We start from the raw sequence: 16701 nt of genomic DNA on the forward strand, positions 1-16701 counted from the left end.
TTACATGTGCAGTGCAGTAAGCTTAAGTACGGCAAGGGTTCACCTTACGTTTCCTGCTGTTCCTTGTTCTTTTCCTTCAGCTTCAGGTTCAGGTCGCGCACCTCTTCGTAGAGCTTGCGAATCGTCACCTTCGCTTCAGGATGGGACTGGTTCCAATGGCTGGCGAGAGCCGGCATCGTTTTGTGAATGTGGTTGTAGATAGCCCATATCTTGATCTTCTCCACCATTTCTTTGGAGTCGTCACCGGTCAGCAGCTCGGAGAACTTGGCTACCAACCCTTCAAACTCGTCGTCGAACAGGACGTTCATAGAAAATCCACCTTTCCGGTCATAATATACCAGAACAGTGTAACGTGGAAACGGATCGTGTGTCAAAACCATCTCGCATCAGGGGGGATACCTTTGGCTGTAGATACAAATGCAAGCACCTGCGCTTTACCGAACGGTACTCTCGTCGAGAGAGAGCCGCTGCGCAGCTTAACGAAGAACATTTCGCTATATTTGCTTACTTATATTAGTCAGGGCTTGCGGGTGAAGGGGTATTTGGCCGTCCCCGATCTGGCGGTTCCGGCCCCGGGCTTGATCTACTGCCGCGGCGGAATTCGCAAGGTGGGGATGGTGCGCAAGCGCCGCATCATGTCCATGGCGAAGCGGGGGTTTGTTGTGTTTGCACCCTTTTACCGCGGGAATGAAGGCGGGGAGGGGCGGGAGGACTTTGGCGGAGAGGATCGCTTCGATGTATGTCATGCCGTCTCCTTAGTCCAGCAGCTTCCTGAGGTCTTGCCGGGGAAGGTACCTCTCATCGGTTTTTCCCGAGGCGCCTTGATGGCGATGCTGGCTGCAAAGGAATGCCCGGAAGCCGGACCGGTGGTGGTCTGGGGAGGGGTAAGCAATCTTTTCGATACCTATGAGGAACGGGTGGACTTAAGGCGGATGCTGAAGCGGGTCGTCGGTCATCCGCGGAAGGAAGCCGAGGCTTACGAGCAGCGATCACCGGTGTACTGGATCGACCGGATTCAGGTGCCGATTATGATCGTTCACGGAACGAGCGACGATCAGGTAAGCGTGGAGCAGTCGCGCAGGCTGGCGCTCAAGCTGGAGGAAGCGGGCAAGGATTACACGATGGAGCTGTATGACGGGCTGCCGCACCGTTTTCCCAAGGAAGAGGATGAGCGAGCGCTCGATGCGGTGTTCGCATGGATCACAAGGAAGCTGGAGGAAATGAAGGCATAGGCGGGGTCGATGGCGGCTCCGCCTTGCTTTTGGTATACTATGGGAAGGCCATATGAAAGGGGCAAGCAGGGTTGATGAATACGGGATTCGCTGCGTTACAAATTGATACGCATTATATAAAAAAGCTGCAAGAGATGGGGATTACGGAGCCTTCGCCGATTCAGGCGGACGCGATTCCTCTCGTCCTTGAGGGACGGGACGTCGTAGGTCAATCGCAAACGGGCTCGGGGAAAACGTTGGCCTACGCCCTTCCGGTGCTGCATAAAATAAATCCGGAGCTGCGCGATGTCCAAGCTATCATCCTTGTTCCGACTCGGGAGCTTGGCATGCAGATCGTTGACACTCTCGATAAGCTGACGCAGGGGACGAACATCAGAGTGCAGCAGCTGATCGGCGGAGCCTCGATCGATCGCCAGATTGACAAGCTCCGGTTGAAGCCTCAGATCGTGGTCGGAACACCGGGACGCGTGCAGGAGCTGCTCAAGCTGAGGAAGCTGAAGCTGCACGCGGCACGGATGGTTGTGGTGGACGAGGTCGACCAGGTGTTCGACCTCGGCTCGATGCAGGAGGTAGAGAGCGTATTCCGCAGCATGCTTCGCGATAAGCAAATGCTGTTCTTCTCGGCTACGTTCCCGGACCCGATCCGGGCGGTCATTGACCGCTGGATGAGAGAGCCGGCCCATGTGCAGGTGAATCCGGCACAGCGCACCTCGGAGACGCTGGAGCATCTGTACTTCGTGAGCGAGGAGCGGAATAAGGTCGATACGCTGCGGAGGCTAGTTCGCCTGTATAATCCGAATGCCGCGATCGTATTCGTGAACGACACGGAAGACGTGGGCGAGGTGCTGGCGAAGCTGCAGTATGCGGGACTATCGATCGAAGCGCTGTACGGCGATTCGTTCAAGCAGGATCGTGCCAAGGCGATGCAGGCGTTCCGGGCGGGCCGGTTCCAGCTGCTGCTGGCTACCGATGTCGCGGCGCGGGGTCTGGATCTCCCGCAGGTAACGCACGTCATTAACTTCGATCCGCCGATCGATGAGGATCATTATGTTCACCGCGTAGGGCGCACGGGTCGCATGGGGAAGCAGGGTACGGCCATTACGATCGTTACGCCGCGGGAGCGTTTCATCATAACGAAGTTCGAGAAAAAGCTTGGGATCAAGATTGAAGAGAAGACGATGTACCAAGGGAAGGTACTGGAGCCTGGTCAGCTGCGTTCGGACGGGCGAGGAGTGAAAAAGCTGGCGGAAAGGCGTGTGCCCGGAGAGGCGAGGGAAACAGGCGTTACCCGGCCGGAGCGTCCTGCTGCTGCCCGCAGCGGCACGGAGAAAGCGGCAGTTCAAGGGCGGACGCAGCCAGCGGGAGGTAAACAAGCGCCGGCAGCTAAGGCCGCAGGCAAATCGCCTGTCGCCCCGAAAGCCGCTCCTCCGGCAGCAAGGAAGCAGGAGCGAGAGCGCGACCGCAAGAACAAAGGAGCACCGCGCTGGCTGAAGGAGAAGCAGAACAAGCAGCAATAAGGGAACGGAAGCTCGGGGGAGGGATTCCGCTGAAGACGCTGGGGAAAGGGCTTATTGCCGTTGTTGTCATGTGCGTCATGCTCGCGGCAGTGGCACTATGGTATGTAAGACCGGAACAGGAGCTGGATCTGGCGTTCGCACAGCTAAAGCTGGAGGATCAGGCCGCGGAAATGCTTCGTACGCGCAAGCTGGAGGTTGTTCTGTCCGAAGCGGAGATCAACGACCTCCTGAAGGAGCAGCTCGCCCAGAAGCAGCTCTCGTCCGCAGGTCCTCCGCCTAAGGGCCGGATCACAGGGGCAAGCTTCTCATTGCAAGGGAATTTGCTTATTGCCGATGTAAATGTGCTGGTGCGGGAGCAGTGGAAGGTAGGGGCTAAGCTTCAGTTCCGCCTGGAGTGGCAGGATCCGTATTTGGTTGCAACCCATACGGATACGCATATCAAGGCGATGAACATACCGCTTAGTTGGTATGAGGTCAAGCCCTTGAAGCTGGCCGTGAACAATAAGCTGCCGAAGCTGATTGCTGTGAGAAACGTTGAGTTTCAGGAAAAGCAGATAAACATCAGCTTCCGGCTGAGATAAGTAAAAAGCCCGCCTTGACTTCGTCACACAAGTCAGGTGGGCTTTCTGCTTACTTCCGCTTGTTCACATACTGCGGATAAACGATCTCGCCGGTGTCCAGCTTGGCGATTTCATCCGCCGTCCAGCCGGCGATCTTGTTCTGGCCGGTAACGCCGGTCAGCTTGATGTTGTATTTCGTCGCCAGATAGCTGTGCAGCGCAGGCATATCTCCTTCAGCAAGCTCGCGCAGATGCTTCTTGCCTTGAATTTGCCCGAGAATGACGCCGATCGATTCCGCCGCAAGGCTGGTATTCGGCTGAATCCGGGCACTGCCGAAAGCGATCGCGGAGGAGCCGACGTTCTTGCCGGCCATCAGAACATTATCGTAGTTCTTCAGCAGGAAGCTGCGCAGCGGCATGCCGTATTTGTCCGGCCGGCCCATCTCGATGCCCCACTTGTTGCTGCTGATGCCCTGCAGATCGAGCGGATAGCCGCCGATGCTCACGTTATCCCAGAACATCTTCGCTCCCAGCATGTCGGAAGGCTTCAACACGTAATCCGTCTCATAGTGGTTGTACTCGCGGATGTACAGATGATTCGGGATGCCGTTCATCTCCGCGCGCTCCCAGCCGACGATATTTTTCTTGAAGTGTTCGAGAATCAGCGGAATTTCCTTCTTGCTGAGCTCTATCGCTTCCTTCACCGACTGCTCATTGGCCGGATCGACGGTATAGATCAGGAAAGCATTGATCAACACCTCGCCATCCCGCTGGTGAACGGCATTCAAGCCCCGCAGGAATACCCGCTCATTGGTCGGCTTGTACTTGTTCGTCACGCCTGTGAGCCCGATAATGAAGCTTTCGTTGACGGTGCCGCCGCCGTATTTGGTTCGGCGCTCCTCCGGCGTCATGGCATTCCAGCTCTGCAGGAACTTGCTCCAGTCCACATTCTTGAACTTCAGCATCATGCCTGCGCTCATGTATTCAATCTGCTGCTGCCCGTAGAACTGCTCCAATCCCGGGAGCCGTTTCACCTTGAGCTTGCTCGCGAAGGCGGCATAGTCGGTATTTTCGACCCAATAGGAGGCGGTAATCCGTTTCTTCTGACCGTCCTTGCCGGTGTAGGTTACGCTTTCCACCGCATCCGTTCCGAATTTCCCCGCAATCTGCTTCACTTCGTCAATCTTGATGCCCGATTCCACCGGAATGTCTTTCTTCAGCTTGTCAAAATAGGACACGAACTCCGGAAGCTTGCGAATCTTGCCGTTACGGAAGCCGTCGAACAGCTCCTTCGCCCGTCCTTGGACGAGCAGACGTCCCTGAGCATCCCTTGTTTCGTCGAGGAAGAGCATCTCGCCCTGAAGCACTTGGCCGCCGAAGGCTTCACGTGTGTCCAGCACCTTCACCTTCAAGCCTTCATCCGCAGCCGCCCGTGCAAGGTAAAGTCCCTCCAGCTCGCTGCCGAAGACGACCACGTCCACCTTCTCCACCGGAATCACCGGCTCCGTTGGCTTCGGCTCCTCGGGCTTCGAATCCGCCGGTTTGGTCGGTTCCGGACTGGCGGAGGGCGAAGCGGTCTGACTTGAAGGGGACCTGCCGAACCCTAGCTGCATGGAGGAATATACTGCCGCCAGTGCGACCAAAGCCAGCACGGCCAGGCCGATCGTCAGCTTTTTCCGATTACCTGTCATACCTGTTCTCCTTTAGCGTAAACATTTTTTTCTTCTGCTAGTCTACCATGTTTACCAGACCCCCACAAACATTTTCCAGAGGGCGAATGCTGTAGCAAGCAAGAACCCTTCGCGAAGGTTCGACATCATCCTCTACACAACTAAACCTAATACACGGAACAAAGGAGAATGACTAATGAACAGCATTTTCAAAAAAACCATCGTATCCGGATTGACACTCGCCATGGTGCTTGGTGGAGGCGCAGCCGCTTTCGCTGACGGCAAAGGGAAGGACAACAACAACAACAACAACAAAGACCGCGGCAAGTCGGAAGCGAAGTGGGAAGGAAAGTGGGACAGCAAGGGGAAGAATCTTAACGTTAACTTTAAGCTTTCCTTCGACGACATCCGCGGCGGTGACGTGGAGTGGGCTGCAAGATACATAGCCAGCTTGGCCTCCAAGCAGGTGTTCGAGGGCTACGAGGACGGAACGTTCCAGCCGCGCAAAACGATCTCCCGGATTGAGGCGATTACGGCAGCGGTTCGTCTGATGGGATTGCGCGAGCAAGCGGAATCCGAAGCGGCCAAAGCGACGGATCTGAATTTCTCCGACGAGGATAAGCTGAGATCGAAATATCCGTGGGCTGTCGGTTATGTTGCCGTTGCGGTGCAAAACGACTTGTTCTCCGAAACCGATGCGGCCGTTCAGCCGGAGAAGGAAGCAGATCGCTTGTGGGCAACTACATTGCTCGTCAAAGCGATGAAGCTGGAGGCCGAAGCGAAAGCCAAGATGAACACGAAGCTGAATTTCAAGGATGCCGGCAAAATTCCAGCGGGCTCCGTAGGTTATGTCGCCGTAGCATTGGAGCGCAAGCTGATTGACGGCTACGAGGACAACACGTTCCGCCCGAACCAGCCGGTAACACGCGCAGAGCTTGCCGCCTTGCTGGATCGTACAGGAACGCAATTGCCGGACAACGCTTCCCTTCGCGGAACGGTTACGGCTTCCGTATACAATAACAACTTGCTGACGATCCGCACACAGAAGCAGGATAGTCTGAACGTTGAGCTGGATCCGAACGCTTTCATTTTCCGCAGCGGTGCCAAAGTGGACGCTTCCGCTCTTCAGCCTGGGGATGAAGTGCTGATCCGCACCTATAACAGCAAAGCCATCTACGTCGAGGTGACGAAGCTGGCTACAGAGCAGACACGTGTAGATTTCGCGGTAACAGGGCGATTCTCCGCGCTTCCGCTGCTGAATGCCCAGGGCGAGATTGCACAGGTAACGGTTACACAGGACTTGTCCGGCGGCGGTACGTCGACGCAAACCTACAACGTGTCTCCTAACCTGAAGGTGGAAGGGAACACAGCGCAGCTGCTGGTGCTGAACCAGCCTGTAGAAATCAAAGGTCAAAACGGTCTGGTACACACCATTATCATCCGATAAGAAACCATAGAGAAAAAGGTTAGAGTTTCCCAAGAGAGCAGTCCTCATATTAGCCTTCCGGCTAAGTGGGGACTGTTTTCACGTTTTGTGGTAAAATGAAAAAATTAGCGCCCGGGGGGAACAGGAAGATGACACGTTTTTATTTGATCAGACACGGAGAAACCGAATGGAACGCAGGACAGCAGCGTTACAGTGGGCGAACCGACATTGAGCTTTCGGAGCATGGAAGGCAGCAGGCCATTCAGGCGGCGGAGCTGCTGAAGGAGGCGCGCTACAACCGCGTCATTGCCTCTACCTTGACAAGAGCCAAGCAGACCGCTGAGCCCATTGCCGCCATTCGCGGGTTGACAATGCAGACGGACGAGCGGCTCGTCGAAGCGGATTTCGGACAATGGGAGGGCTTGTACGCCCATGTCATTCACAAGGAGTATGCCGACCAGTGGCAGGCGTGGGTTGCCGATCCGTCCGATGTACGTGCGGGGGGCACAGGCGAGACCAGGGCTGAGATTGCAGACCGGATGACACGGTTCCTGCAAGAAACGGCTGTCGAATATGCAGGGGAGCGGATCGTTGTTGTCAGCCACTCGACCGCCATTCGCTTGACGGTAGCGTCGATTTTGGGGATGCCGCTGCATCATTTTCGCCGATTAAACCTGAATAACACGGGCATTACCATTATAGATGCCGGCAGCAAGGGCGGATTTACCGTCGTGCAGTTTAACGGGGGGCTCACGGAGCTGTACCGATAAGAGAGGGGGATAACCATGGGAACCCATGAACGCAGTATCAAGCTGGAGGACATCATTGTAGCGGGACATGTACTGAAGGATGTCGTGCACCATACGCCGCTTCAGAGAAATTTTATTCTTTCGGAAAAATACGGCTGTAACGTCTATTTAAAGCGCGAGGACCTGCAGGTCGTGCGCTCCTTCAAAATCCGCGGAGCCTATAACCGCATCCGCAGCCTGTCGGAGGACAAGCTGGCGAAGGGCGTTGTCTGCGCCAGCGCGGGCAATCATGCGCAGGGGGTAGCTTATTCCTGCAAGGCGATGCAGATTCCGGGCAAAATTTTCATGCCGGCCACGACGCCAAGACAAAAGATCTCTCAAGTGAAGCTGTTCGGCGGATCCTTCGTCGAGGTGATTCTGACGGGGGATACGTTCGACGATTCCCTGCGGGAAGCTCTTGCCTACGGGGAGCGGGAAGGGATGGCGTTCATTCATCCGTTCGACGATCCCCACGTCATTGCAGGCCAAGGGACCGTAGGCATGGAGCTGCTCCATGACATGAAGGAGCCGGTAGACTACGTCTTCACGGGTATCGGAGGAGGCGGGTTGGCCGCAGGGCTTGGGACGTATATCAAAAGCATTAGCCCGGATACGAAGGTAATCGGGGTCGAGGCAACGGGGGCGCCTTCCATGCAGCAATCGATGGAGCTCGGCGAGATTGTCACGCTGGGAGAGATCGATAAGTTCGTGGACGGCACCGCCGTGAAACGAGTAGGTGAGCTTACCTATGATCTATGCCGCGAGGTGATCGACGATTTCCTGGTCGTGCCTGAAGGCAAGGTATGTACGACGATCCTCGAGCTGTACAACGAGAATGCGATCGTTGCGGAGCCGGCAGGCGCGCTGACGGTGGCGGCGCTTGATTTTTACCGGGAGCATATTAAAGGAAAGAACGTTGTCTGTGTCATCAGCGGAGGCAATAACGATATCGACCGGATGCAGGAAATCAAGGAGCGGTCGCTGATCTACGAAGGCTTGAAGCATTACTTTATCGTCAACTTTCCGCAGCGGGCAGGGGCATTGCGGGAATTTCTGGACGGCGTGCTCGGTCCGAACGACGACATCACGCGATTCGAATATACGAAAAAGACGAGCAAGGAAAACGGGCCGGCGCTTGTAGGGATCGAGCTGAAGAGCAAGGAAGACTACGGCCCGCTCATTGAGCGGATGGAAGCGAAGGGCTTTCGTTACGAAGAGCTCAATAAAAACGTCAGTTTGTTTAACTTGTTGGTATAAGCCTTTCTCAAATAAGGGTTGTGCAAGGGCAAGGATCGTGTTATGAATTAAGTAACTACGGGTGTCGATTCATGTTAGGATGTGGATGATGGTGTTGTTTGTTCCATGCATGGCTTCGCAAGAGATTAGGTGCATACCATGACAAGCCGGATCATGAGCTGGATCGGGGTGAAGACGGAAGACAAGCGGAAGCTGCTTATGCTGCTGCCTGTCTTTTTCCTGTGCGGCATTTCGGAAATGCTCGGCTACAACGGCTACATGACGCTTTTCAATGAACGGTTCGGCAGCGAGTATTTGCCTTACGTGTATGCGGCGGAGGCGATTCTGCTGCCTTTGGAGGCATGGTTCATGTCCTGGCTGACGGGAAAGCTGCGCAAGCCTCAGCTGATGAGGGCGCTCTTCCTGCTCATGGGGGCGATCATTACCCTGAACACGGTCATTCTTCTTACGGTTCGCGTTTCGGGGGTGGACGTTAGGGCGTACTATCCGTTCTTATTCCTATCCTCGAGCTTCGTCGTTCGGCAGCAGACGATTCTTCTCTGGAGTCTTGCGATTGATCTCTGTCCTACGCAGCAAGCGAAGCGCCTCATGCCGCTCTTCGTATCTTCTGCTGCTATGGGGGGCATCGCCTCCGGCTTGCTGGCGCAGGGGATCAGCAGCTTGCTGGGTGCAGATGCGGTATACATGATGGCGCCTTTGTTCCTGCTGGCAGGCGGCTTCAATTATTGGCGATCGATCGCCCGTTATTTGGTGCCTCTCACCTTGAAGGAAATCCACGCCTCCGGTGATCACTCAGCAGAGGCTACGGCTTCAAGCACGTATTATTTTAAAAAGGCGTTCACGTGGCCCTACATGATTACGGCGGCCGCCGTTATGACGCTTATGCCGGCGTTATACTTTTTGCTCGAATATGAGTTTCTAAATGTCATCCGAACAGTGTATACGACGGAATCGGAATTCGCTGCCTTTCTAGGCAAAGTGACCTCGCTGCTGTTTACGCTCGCGCTTGTGCTTCAGCTTGTCTCGGGAAGACTTTCCGCCTGGCTGGGCCCCTCGAATATGCTTGCCGTGATTGCGGCCGTATTCTTGGGCGGCTTTCTCACCGTCTCTTTGACCTTGGGCAGTACGGCGATTCTGCTCACGATCTCGCTGGCCTATATGTTCTTCTATGTGCTGCTGTATTATTTTGCAGAGCCTGCCAACCAAATGTTTTTTAAGCTGCTTCCGCTGTCGGAACGGGACGGCTACCGCTACGTGGTGCAGGGTGTATCGGTCTCGCTCGGCATTTTGCTCGGGGCCGGGCTGCAGTGGCTGCACGCCGGGCTGGGACTTGGCCTGACCTTGCTTGCCGTGGTTGGAGCCGCCGGCTCGATACTGCTCATCTGGGTTACACGTATCGGCCGGAGGCTGTATATGGAGGAGCTGGTCAGCTCGGTACAAACCATGACGACGTCGGGCTCTGTTTCCACCGACTCCCTTCAGGAGCTGCTGCGTCACGGGAGGTTGACCTCCGTGCTGAGGGAGCTGCTGAACCATCGGAACGATTATGCGCGCGAAGTGGCGCTGGAGCTGGCAGCGCAGACGAGAGATGTCTCGCTGCAGCCTAGGCTGGTGGAGCTGCTGCGCGACCCGGGCGCTCGGATCCGCAGCGCCGCGCTGCGTGCGCTGGACCCGGCTTCCTTAGGGACGGAGGCTTCGAGTCAGGTGGCGGCCGCGCTTGCAGACAAGGACTTCGATGTCCGGTCGGAGGCGATTCGGGTTGTAGGCCGTGCTCCCGCTACAAGGGAACGGCTGAAGGAATATTTGTATCCCATGCTGGAGGATGCGCATCCGCAGGTGGTTGTGGCGGCGGTTAAGGTTTTATATGCCTTGCAGGATGAAGACAGCAAGGAGGCATGCCGCTGGGTGATCAGCCATTTCCTGCAGACGGGCGGAGAGCCGGTGGTTGCCATCTGCGAGCTGATTGCAAGTCTCGGGCTGACGGAGTATGCGCCGGATGTTGCCGGTCTCTTGGGTGATCCGAGCCCGGCCGTGCGGCAAGCGTCGATTGAGAGCTTAGGGCGTTTGGGTTATGTGGAAGCTATCCCTATGCTGCTGGTGCAATTAGCCGATTCCGAGCCGATTCTTCGGGAGGCAGTCGCGGAAGCGTTTGTACGAATGGGCTCGGAAGCGGTGGAACCGCTGCTCGCCGCTTTGCCAAGGATAGAGCCTAAGGTGTGGAGTACGGTCATCCGGGCGTTGTCCTCCTTGCTCGGGGAGGAGCAGAGCCGTCAGCGGCTCGTTCCGGAGGTACTGGAAATGCTGCTGGAGCTGTGGAATTGCCGGCAGGCGCCTAAGCTGATCCGCCGGGCGGGTTACGAAGGGCTGGCCGGACTTGCGGAGCTTCGGCTTACCGAGCTGCGAGGCTTCGTGATGGACGGAGCCTGGGCCGTTATGGAGGTTATGACCGAGCCCGCCGTCGTACAGTCCATCCGATTAGCATCGGAGGATGAGGATGAAGAAATTCGCGAGAGCGGACTGGAGATGCTGGCTGAAGGGATGGGCGAGAAGCGTCTGAGTTCGGCCATTCTGCGGCAGCTGGCGGAGGACGCGGAGGGGACGCCGAGTGGGCGGGAAGCGGCCGATGCACTTGCCGGTGACGGCCTGGATGCAGAGGCAGGCATCATGCTGAGGCATATTCGTCTGCTTCGGGATCGTTGGCTGAGCGAGATCGCCGAAGCGTCCCTGCAGCAGAAGGAGGTAGCTATGGCAAACGGAGACAGGCATTTGTTCGGATTGCTGGATAAGGTAGTGTTTCTCAAGGAGGTTCCCTACTTCTCCGGGCTTAGCTTAGAGGAGCTGGGCCGGATTGCCGCTATCGCGGAAGAGCAGTTTCATCCCGAAGGAACCCGGATGTTCCGGCAGGGTGAACCGAATCCTACGTTCGGCGTCATCGTTGAGGGGCACCTTCGGATTACGACGCATCTGGACGACGGAGAAGAAAAAGAGGTTGCCATGCTGCGGCGGACGTTCGTGTACGGGGAATCTTCTTCCTTGTACGGAACGCTTACCACGGCTAGCGGAACAGCCGTTGACGGCGAGCTGCACATTCTTGCCATTCGGGGAGAGGAACTCAGCAAGCTCACAAGGCTCTACCCGGGGATCGGGATCGGCATGCTGCGCTCCGCCTTTGACAGGGTACGGAGATTGGAGCGGACGATAGCCGGAAAGGAATAGCTTCGCTGCGGCAGATTAGGTTGATCCCCAATCATCAATAAAAAAGCCGTACCCTCAACGGATGCAATCCGTAAAGGGTACGGCTTATTTGTGTTACTTCGCAGCTCCAACCTTCTCCAGGTCAAGGACGCCTTGATAGATCGTTTCGAACAGCTCTTCGATATTGCCTTCTTCAATACAGGAGAAAGCAACACGCAGATCGGCTTCGCCAAGGGCGATCGTACCGATGCCGTACTTGTCGAGCAGGTGCACACGCAGCGCTTCTGCACCTACCGTCTTCAGCTTCAAGCACATGAAGTAGCCGGAATTGAACGGGTAGTATTCCCATACACTGTCGAACTTGCCGCTGTCAAGCAGCGACTTGGTCCGGTTGGCGCGGGCTTTCATAATGTCGAACTTCTCTTGCTTCTGCGCCTTGAAGTCCGGAGACTGCAGTGCGTGCAGCACGAAGGTTTGCGACGGATGAGGTCCGCTCGAGATGGTGGCACGAATGATGCCCATCGTCTTCTGCTCCAAAGCGGCCAGCATAGTGTCACTAAGTCCTGCGTAAGTGATGAAGCCGACGCGGAAGCCCCACACGTACTCTTCCTTCGTAGCGCCGTCTACCTTCACGGACAACACGCGGGGATGAATTCCGGCAAGCTGGCCGGCTAACGATTCCTGCATCGAGCCTTCAAAGAACAGACCGAAGTAGGCGTCGTCGGTCACCGCTACGACATTGATGCCGGCTTCCGCCGCTTCCTTCACCGCCGCTACGATCTCCAGTCCCTCTTCATGGCCTGGGGTGTAGCCGGTAGGGTTGTTCGGGAAGTTCAGCACGACAATGGCTTTGCCTTTATCCTTCTGTGCCATAAGTGCATCCCGCAGGCCGGCTGCATTAAATTTGCGCTGTTCATTATACAGCGGATAATAAACCAGCTCGGCGCCGCGGCGGATGCCGAAGGTCAGCTCGTAGTTTTCCCAGTTTTTGTCCGGGATAATGACGGCGTCGCCTTTATCCGTATAGAGGTCGGCCACAATGCTCAGCCCATGGGTCAGGGCGTTCGTGGCGATCGGATTCCCGAGGCCCTTGCCTTCGAGGGAAGGATTTTCTTCAAGCATCTTGGCGCGCCACGCGGAGCGCAGCTCCGGCTTCCCTGCCGGCGGAGCGTATTCGTAAATGTCCTTCGGTTTATAGGCAGACAGCGTGTCTTGAATGACCTTAAGGTGCATAGGCTCGCCATTCTCGATCGCGATGCCGATCGTAGCGTTAAATTTGTTCGCCTTCTGCTTCGCCTCAGCCGATTGACTCAGGATTCCTTCCTTAGGGAAGTAAATTAGCTTGCCGAGATCGGAGAGCATGTCGTATACGTGCTGATTTTCTTTGGCGATCGTCTCATTCAATTTGGACGCAAGAGGATTCATGAATTTCATCCTTCCTTAATCTTCTAACAACATTAGCCAATATTATAACACTTTAGCACGGGAGCGTCACGGTGCTTTTTCCATGGCTCGAAAAATCGTGGAATTGGCGCAAAAGCTGTGTTACCATAGGGTGAAAACCGCCCAAATGCAAGCGGAGGTAAGACATGTCAGCGATTAAGCGTTATGAGAAAATTATGGAGCTGCTGCTGGTATCCGGCGAGGTTAGTGTATCCGATCTGGCGGCTGAGCTCAAGGTGACGGGGAAAACCATACGTCAGGACCTCGAGCGCATGGAGCAGAAGGGACTGCTGCTTCGAACCCATGGCGGCGCCATTCTCGCGGAAGAGGGATATACCGGCCTGCTGCAGGAGCAGCGCGGCAAGCGGATGGAAGAGAAGCGAAGAACGGCCGCTTGCGCTGCCGAATACATCGAGCCGGGAGACATTATCGCGCTCGACAGCGGAAGCACGACACTGGAGATCGCGAAGCGGCTGGATAACGTTCCGCTTACCGTGATCACGAATGATCTTTACATTATTGGGGAACTCATTAAGAAGGAACGAATCCGGCTCGTGGTACCCGGCGGGGTGCGCAATCAAAATCTGCTGGTAAATGAAGACGCGGGAGCTTTTTTGCGGAAGCTGAATGTTCAGAAGGCATTCCTGTCGACGACAGGGATACACCCGGAGTTCGGACTGACGATTTTCACCCAGATGCATGTGGAGCAGAAGCGGGCCATGATCGAGACGGCTCAGCAGGTATACTGTGTTGCCGATCGAAGCAAGTTTGACACATGCGCACTGTTTACCTTCGCCAAGCTCGAAGAGGTGGGCACGGTCATCGTCGATTCACCTCCGCAGGAAGAGGTGCTTAGCAAGTATCCGGATTTGCGTGTGGTATGGCCTTCGCATGAGTAGTAAGGTTCATTTGGGTTCGAAACAGATTTTAATTGAACTTAAATGAACAATCGTATTATAATGAATAAGGACAAATGAACCCGGGAGGAATGAAATCATGGAAATTCGTTACGCTACTAACCCGACGGAAACAAAGACTTATGATACGGAACGTTTAAGAAATGAATATTTGATCGAATCGCTGTTCGTGCCAGGCGAGCTCAAGATGGTATACAGCCACGTGGACCGTTTCATTACCGGTGGTGTGATTCCAACAACAGCGCCAATTACGCTGGAAGCGGACAAGCACGAGATGGGTGCCGAGTATTTCTTGGAGCGCCGCGAGATCGGGATCATCAACGTAGGTCCTGCGGGAACCGTAACCGTTGACGGTACCGAGTACGTTCTGGAGAACAAGGACTGCATCTATGTCGGTCTTGGCAACAAAGAGGTTGTATTCAAAAGTGTTGATTCGGCGAACCCTGCCCGCTTCTACTTCAACTCCACTCCGGCACACAAAAACTACCCTACAGTCAAGGTAGCGATCAGCGAAGCAGAGCCGGCTCATCTGGGTTCCATCACGAACTCCAACGAGCGCACGATTTATAAATACATCCACCTGAACGGCGTACAAAGCTGTCAGCTCGTTATGGGTATGACGCTGCTGAAGCCGGGCAACATGTGGAATACGATGCCTTGTCATACGCATAACCGTCGTTCCGAGGTGTACTTCTACTTCGATATGCCGGAAGACGGCGTTGTGTTCCATCTGATGGGCGAGCCGCAAGAAACCCGCCATCTGGTTGTTCGCAACGAGCAGGCGATCATCTCGCCAAGCTGGTCGATCCACAGCGGTGTAGGTACAAGCAACTATACCTTCATCTGGGCGATGGCCGGCGAGAACCAAGAGTTCACCGACATGGATGCTGTGAGAATGCAGGATCTGAAATAAGTTCCTCTCTAAGGAAGCCTTCTGCGTAGTTTACGCGGAGGGCTTCTTTCGTACCAGGAGGTATTCGGAGTATAATAAGGAAATATTGGAAACGGAAGCGCCGCTTCCGGCAAATCATCGATAGGTAGGAGGTTTTTATCATGCAAACGATCCGCAACATGTTTGACCATCTTCACTGGGCGGACACACGTCTGCTGCAGCAATTGGCCGAAACAGGGTATGAAGGCCCGGAGGTCATTCGTTTGTTGGCGCATTGCCTGTTCGCGGAGAAGGTGTGGCTCACCCGCCTGCAGCAGCAGGACAGCTCAGCCATTTCCATCTGGGCTGACTCCACATTGGAAGAGTGCCAAGAGCTGGCTGAACGAAACCGGGAGGGCTACCTGCAGTTTTTGAACGCTTGCACCGATCCGGATGCCATTTGTCATTACCGTAATCAATCGGGCGTCCCTTTTTCGACCTCCATCAGGGATATTTTGACCCACGTAGCGCTTCATGGACAATATCACCGCGGGCAAATCAATGCGCTGTTAAAGCGTCATGACCATAGCCCGGTCAGCGTGGACTATATTCTTTTCGCTAGGGAGAAGTAGGCGGCACCGGTATGCTACCTCTGGAGCACACATTTTTTTCGTGGTGATTGCAACTTTTTTCCATTACCGTCGTCCAATATATGGAAAATGGAAATGGAGAGGAAAGATTCCCATGCGAAAAAAAGCAGCTATGGTGCTCGTATTATTCATGGCCGCGTCCGCCGTATGGATAACCGCTCGAGACCGTTATTTAGCCGAGCATCGCCAAAGCATCACGGAAACCGTCGATCAAGTTTACACTGCCTTTATAGCTAAAAATTATGACAGGCTGGCGGAGCTGTCGGCTTCGGGCAGTCCGAATCACATGCAGCATATCCGCAGCAGCTACGGCGAAATTCAGAGCTACGAGCTGCTTGGTCTTCGTACGAAATCGACCCGAGAAGGGGAGCGTGTGGAGGCGGAGATCAGGGTCGTCAGTTTCTCGGATGGCAAGCTTCATACCGGAACGGACCGGCTTATGCTAGTTTCTGTCGACGGCCAGTGGAAAACGTGGGAATATGCCTCAGAGCTGAAACTGGCGCTTCCCGCGCCTTAGGATTCGGATTGCCTAAATCCCTGTAAACATGGACTGCCCCCGTGCCACATATTGAGCCGGGAGCAGTTGTTTAAAAGCCGAAAGTTGTTCCATAAACAAGAAGTTGCTTGCGAATCATGCTTACCTTGGGAAACCGAACCATAATTTTATGAAATTCCCGTCAGGATCGAAAACATCGAAAGATTTACCGCATCCGCCACTGTCTTTGATTGGGCTGGTTTTTATACCGGCACTACTTAATCTTCTATGGCATGTTTCAATGTCCTCGCTCATTTCCAAAATAAGAACATGATTCGGTCTCCCTTTATGGGTAAAGGCTAAGCGTTCTTCCCCATCCGTTTGCACAAGCATAATTTCTCCACCTGAAGCAGGATAAATAAATACTTCTGTGTTATCGGGTTCTATAGGAAGGCGATTTTTAGTGGTGTTCATATAGAAGCCCAATTGAAACACATAGAAATCAACTGCACGCTGCATATTTGAAACCGGAAGTTCAATACAGGTAATTGATTTAACAATTGCTTCTTCTTTTAAGCTAGGAGACATCTTCCCATAATGATTTATCAGTTGCTCATCCATTACTTCACACCACCTTATGGAAATAAAATCCATAAAGCAAGTGTACATCAAGAATAGCAATATTGTAAATACAGCATCGT

Annotated in this window: 15 protein-coding genes; 11 read left to right on the plus strand and 4 right to left on the minus strand. The window is 54.7% G+C overall.

Features of this window, described 5'->3' with window-relative positions:
* Window positions 1-44: 44 nt before the first annotated feature.
* Complete coding sequence (locus RAC89_RS17650; RefSeq protein ID WP_306615027.1) at window positions 45-308, minus strand: DUF2573 family protein; 264 nt, start codon at window positions 306-308, stop codon at window positions 45-47.
* Window positions 309-395: 87 nt separating this feature from the next.
* On the opposite strand from RAC89_RS17650, the gene RAC89_RS17655 reads away from it, so the two are divergent.
* From RAC89_RS17655 to RAC89_RS17665, 3 genes are all read left to right on the plus strand, one after another.
* Window positions 396-1232 carry an alpha/beta hydrolase family protein gene (locus RAC89_RS17655; RefSeq protein ID WP_373430027.1) on the plus strand — a complete coding sequence of 279 codons (837 nt, stop codon included), beginning with the start codon at window positions 396-398 and terminating at the stop codon, window positions 1230-1232.
* Between the two features lie 74 nt (window positions 1233-1306).
* Entirely contained in the window at window positions 1307-2749 is a 1443-nt protein-coding gene (locus RAC89_RS17660) for a DEAD/DEAH box helicase (RefSeq protein ID WP_306615031.1), read from the plus strand.
* Between the two features lie 68 nt (window positions 2750-2817).
* Window positions 2818-3330, plus strand: a complete 513-nt coding sequence (locus tag RAC89_RS17665) for a hypothetical protein (protein ID WP_306615033.1) — start codon at window positions 2818-2820, stop codon at window positions 3328-3330.
* A 49-nt stretch (window positions 3331-3379) separates the two neighbouring features.
* Here RAC89_RS17665 and RAC89_RS17670 read toward each other — a convergent pair whose 3' ends face one another.
* Complete coding sequence (locus RAC89_RS17670) at window positions 3380-4999, minus strand: FAD-dependent oxidoreductase (RefSeq protein WP_306615035.1); 1620 nt, start codon at window positions 4997-4999, stop codon at window positions 3380-3382.
* Window positions 5000-5174: 175 nt separating this feature from the next.
* Here RAC89_RS17670 and RAC89_RS17675 point away from each other — a divergent pair, with 175 nt between their 5' ends.
* The 4 genes from RAC89_RS17675 (at window position 5175) to RAC89_RS17690 (ending at window position 11665) form a co-directional block, all read left to right on the plus strand.
* Entirely contained in the window at window positions 5175-6425 is a 1251-nt protein-coding gene (locus RAC89_RS17675; RefSeq protein ID WP_306615036.1) for an S-layer homology domain-containing protein, read from the plus strand.
* 128 nt (window positions 6426-6553) lie between these two features.
* Window positions 6554-7174 (plus strand): histidine phosphatase family protein, encoded by a 621-nt coding sequence (locus tag RAC89_RS17680; RefSeq protein ID WP_306615037.1) that lies wholly within the window; start codon window positions 6554-6556, stop codon window positions 7172-7174.
* Between the two features lie 15 nt (window positions 7175-7189).
* On the plus strand, window positions 7190-8449 hold the full coding sequence (gene ilvA / locus RAC89_RS17685) for a threonine ammonia-lyase IlvA (RefSeq protein WP_306615038.1): 1260 nt from the start codon (window positions 7190-7192) through the stop codon (window positions 8447-8449).
* A 153-nt stretch (window positions 8450-8602) separates the two neighbouring features.
* Window positions 8603-11665, plus strand: a complete 3063-nt coding sequence (locus RAC89_RS17690; protein ID WP_306615040.1) for a HEAT repeat domain-containing protein — start codon at window positions 8603-8605, stop codon at window positions 11663-11665.
* Between the two features lie 93 nt (window positions 11666-11758).
* On the opposite strand, the gene RAC89_RS17695 is transcribed toward RAC89_RS17690, so the two are convergent.
* Complete coding sequence (locus RAC89_RS17695) at window positions 11759-13069, minus strand: aminotransferase class I/II-fold pyridoxal phosphate-dependent enzyme (RefSeq protein WP_306615041.1); 1311 nt, start codon at window positions 13067-13069, stop codon at window positions 11759-11761.
* Between the two features lie 164 nt (window positions 13070-13233).
* On the opposite strand from RAC89_RS17695, the gene RAC89_RS17700 reads away from it, so the two are divergent.
* The 4 genes from RAC89_RS17700 to RAC89_RS17715 all read left to right on the plus strand — a co-directional run bounded on the left by RAC89_RS17700 (window position 13234) and on the right by RAC89_RS17715 (window position 16042).
* Window positions 13234-13986, plus strand: coding sequence for a DeoR/GlpR family DNA-binding transcription regulator (locus tag RAC89_RS17700; protein WP_306615043.1), 753 nt, complete (start codon window positions 13234-13236; stop codon window positions 13984-13986).
* 97 nt (window positions 13987-14083) lie between these two features.
* The gene (kduI, locus tag RAC89_RS17705) at window positions 14084-14917 is read left to right on the plus strand and encodes a 5-dehydro-4-deoxy-D-glucuronate isomerase (RefSeq protein WP_306615045.1); all 834 of its coding nucleotides are present in this window, start codon (window positions 14084-14086) and stop codon (window positions 14915-14917) included.
* 140 nt (window positions 14918-15057) lie between these two features.
* Complete coding sequence (locus RAC89_RS17710) at window positions 15058-15507, plus strand: DinB family protein (protein ID WP_306615046.1); 450 nt, start codon at window positions 15058-15060, stop codon at window positions 15505-15507.
* 112 nt (window positions 15508-15619) lie between these two features.
* Window positions 15620-16042 (plus strand): hypothetical protein, encoded by a 423-nt coding sequence (locus tag RAC89_RS17715; RefSeq protein ID WP_306615047.1) that lies wholly within the window; start codon window positions 15620-15622, stop codon window positions 16040-16042.
* Window positions 16043-16162: 120 nt separating this feature from the next.
* On the opposite strand, the gene RAC89_RS17720 is transcribed toward RAC89_RS17715, so the two are convergent.
* Entirely contained in the window at window positions 16163-16621 is a 459-nt protein-coding gene (locus RAC89_RS17720) for a VOC family protein (protein ID WP_306615048.1), read from the minus strand.
* Window positions 16622-16701 lie beyond the last annotated feature (80 nt).

Source organism: Paenibacillus sp. GD4 (assembly GCF_030846225.1).
In the GTDB taxonomy this organism is placed as follows: domain Bacteria; phylum Bacillota; class Bacilli; order Paenibacillales; family NBRC-103111; genus Paenibacillus_G; species Paenibacillus_G silviterrae.

Excerpts from the sequence above, each read along its gene's own strand:
- RAC89_RS17650 (WP_306615027.1), bottom strand. The coding sequence starts at position 308 with ATGAACGTCCTGTTCGACGACGAGTTTGAAGGGTTGGTAGCCAAGTTC.
- RAC89_RS17660 (WP_306615031.1), top strand. The coding sequence starts at position 1,307 with ATGAATACGGGATTCGCTGCGTTACAAATTGATACGCATTATATAAAA.
- RAC89_RS17665 (WP_306615033.1), top strand. The coding sequence starts at position 2,818 with ATGTGCGTCATGCTCGCGGCAGTGGCACTATGGTATGTAAGACCGGAA.
- RAC89_RS17670 (WP_306615035.1), bottom strand. The coding sequence starts at position 4,999 with ATGACAGGTAATCGGAAAAAGCTGACGATCGGCCTGGCCGTGCTGGCT.
- RAC89_RS17675 (WP_306615036.1), top strand. The coding sequence starts at position 5,175 with ATGAACAGCATTTTCAAAAAAACCATCGTATCCGGATTGACACTCGCC.
- RAC89_RS17680 (WP_306615037.1), top strand. The coding sequence starts at position 6,554 with ATGACACGTTTTTATTTGATCAGACACGGAGAAACCGAATGGAACGCA.
- ilvA (WP_306615038.1), top strand. The coding sequence starts at position 7,190 with ATGGGAACCCATGAACGCAGTATCAAGCTGGAGGACATCATTGTAGCG.
- RAC89_RS17690 (WP_306615040.1), top strand. The coding sequence starts at position 8,603 with ATGAGCTGGATCGGGGTGAAGACGGAAGACAAGCGGAAGCTGCTTATG.
- RAC89_RS17695 (WP_306615041.1), bottom strand. The coding sequence starts at position 13,069 with ATGAATCCTCTTGCGTCCAAATTGAATGAGACGATCGCCAAAGAAAAT.
- RAC89_RS17700 (WP_306615043.1), top strand. The coding sequence starts at position 13,234 with ATGTCAGCGATTAAGCGTTATGAGAAAATTATGGAGCTGCTGCTGGTA.
- kduI (WP_306615045.1), top strand. The coding sequence starts at position 14,084 with ATGGAAATTCGTTACGCTACTAACCCGACGGAAACAAAGACTTATGAT.
- RAC89_RS17710 (WP_306615046.1), top strand. The coding sequence starts at position 15,058 with ATGCAAACGATCCGCAACATGTTTGACCATCTTCACTGGGCGGACACA.
- RAC89_RS17715 (WP_306615047.1), top strand. The coding sequence starts at position 15,620 with ATGCGAAAAAAAGCAGCTATGGTGCTCGTATTATTCATGGCCGCGTCC.
- RAC89_RS17720 (WP_306615048.1), bottom strand. The coding sequence starts at position 16,621 with ATGGATGAGCAACTGATAAATCATTATGGGAAGATGTCTCCTAGCTTA.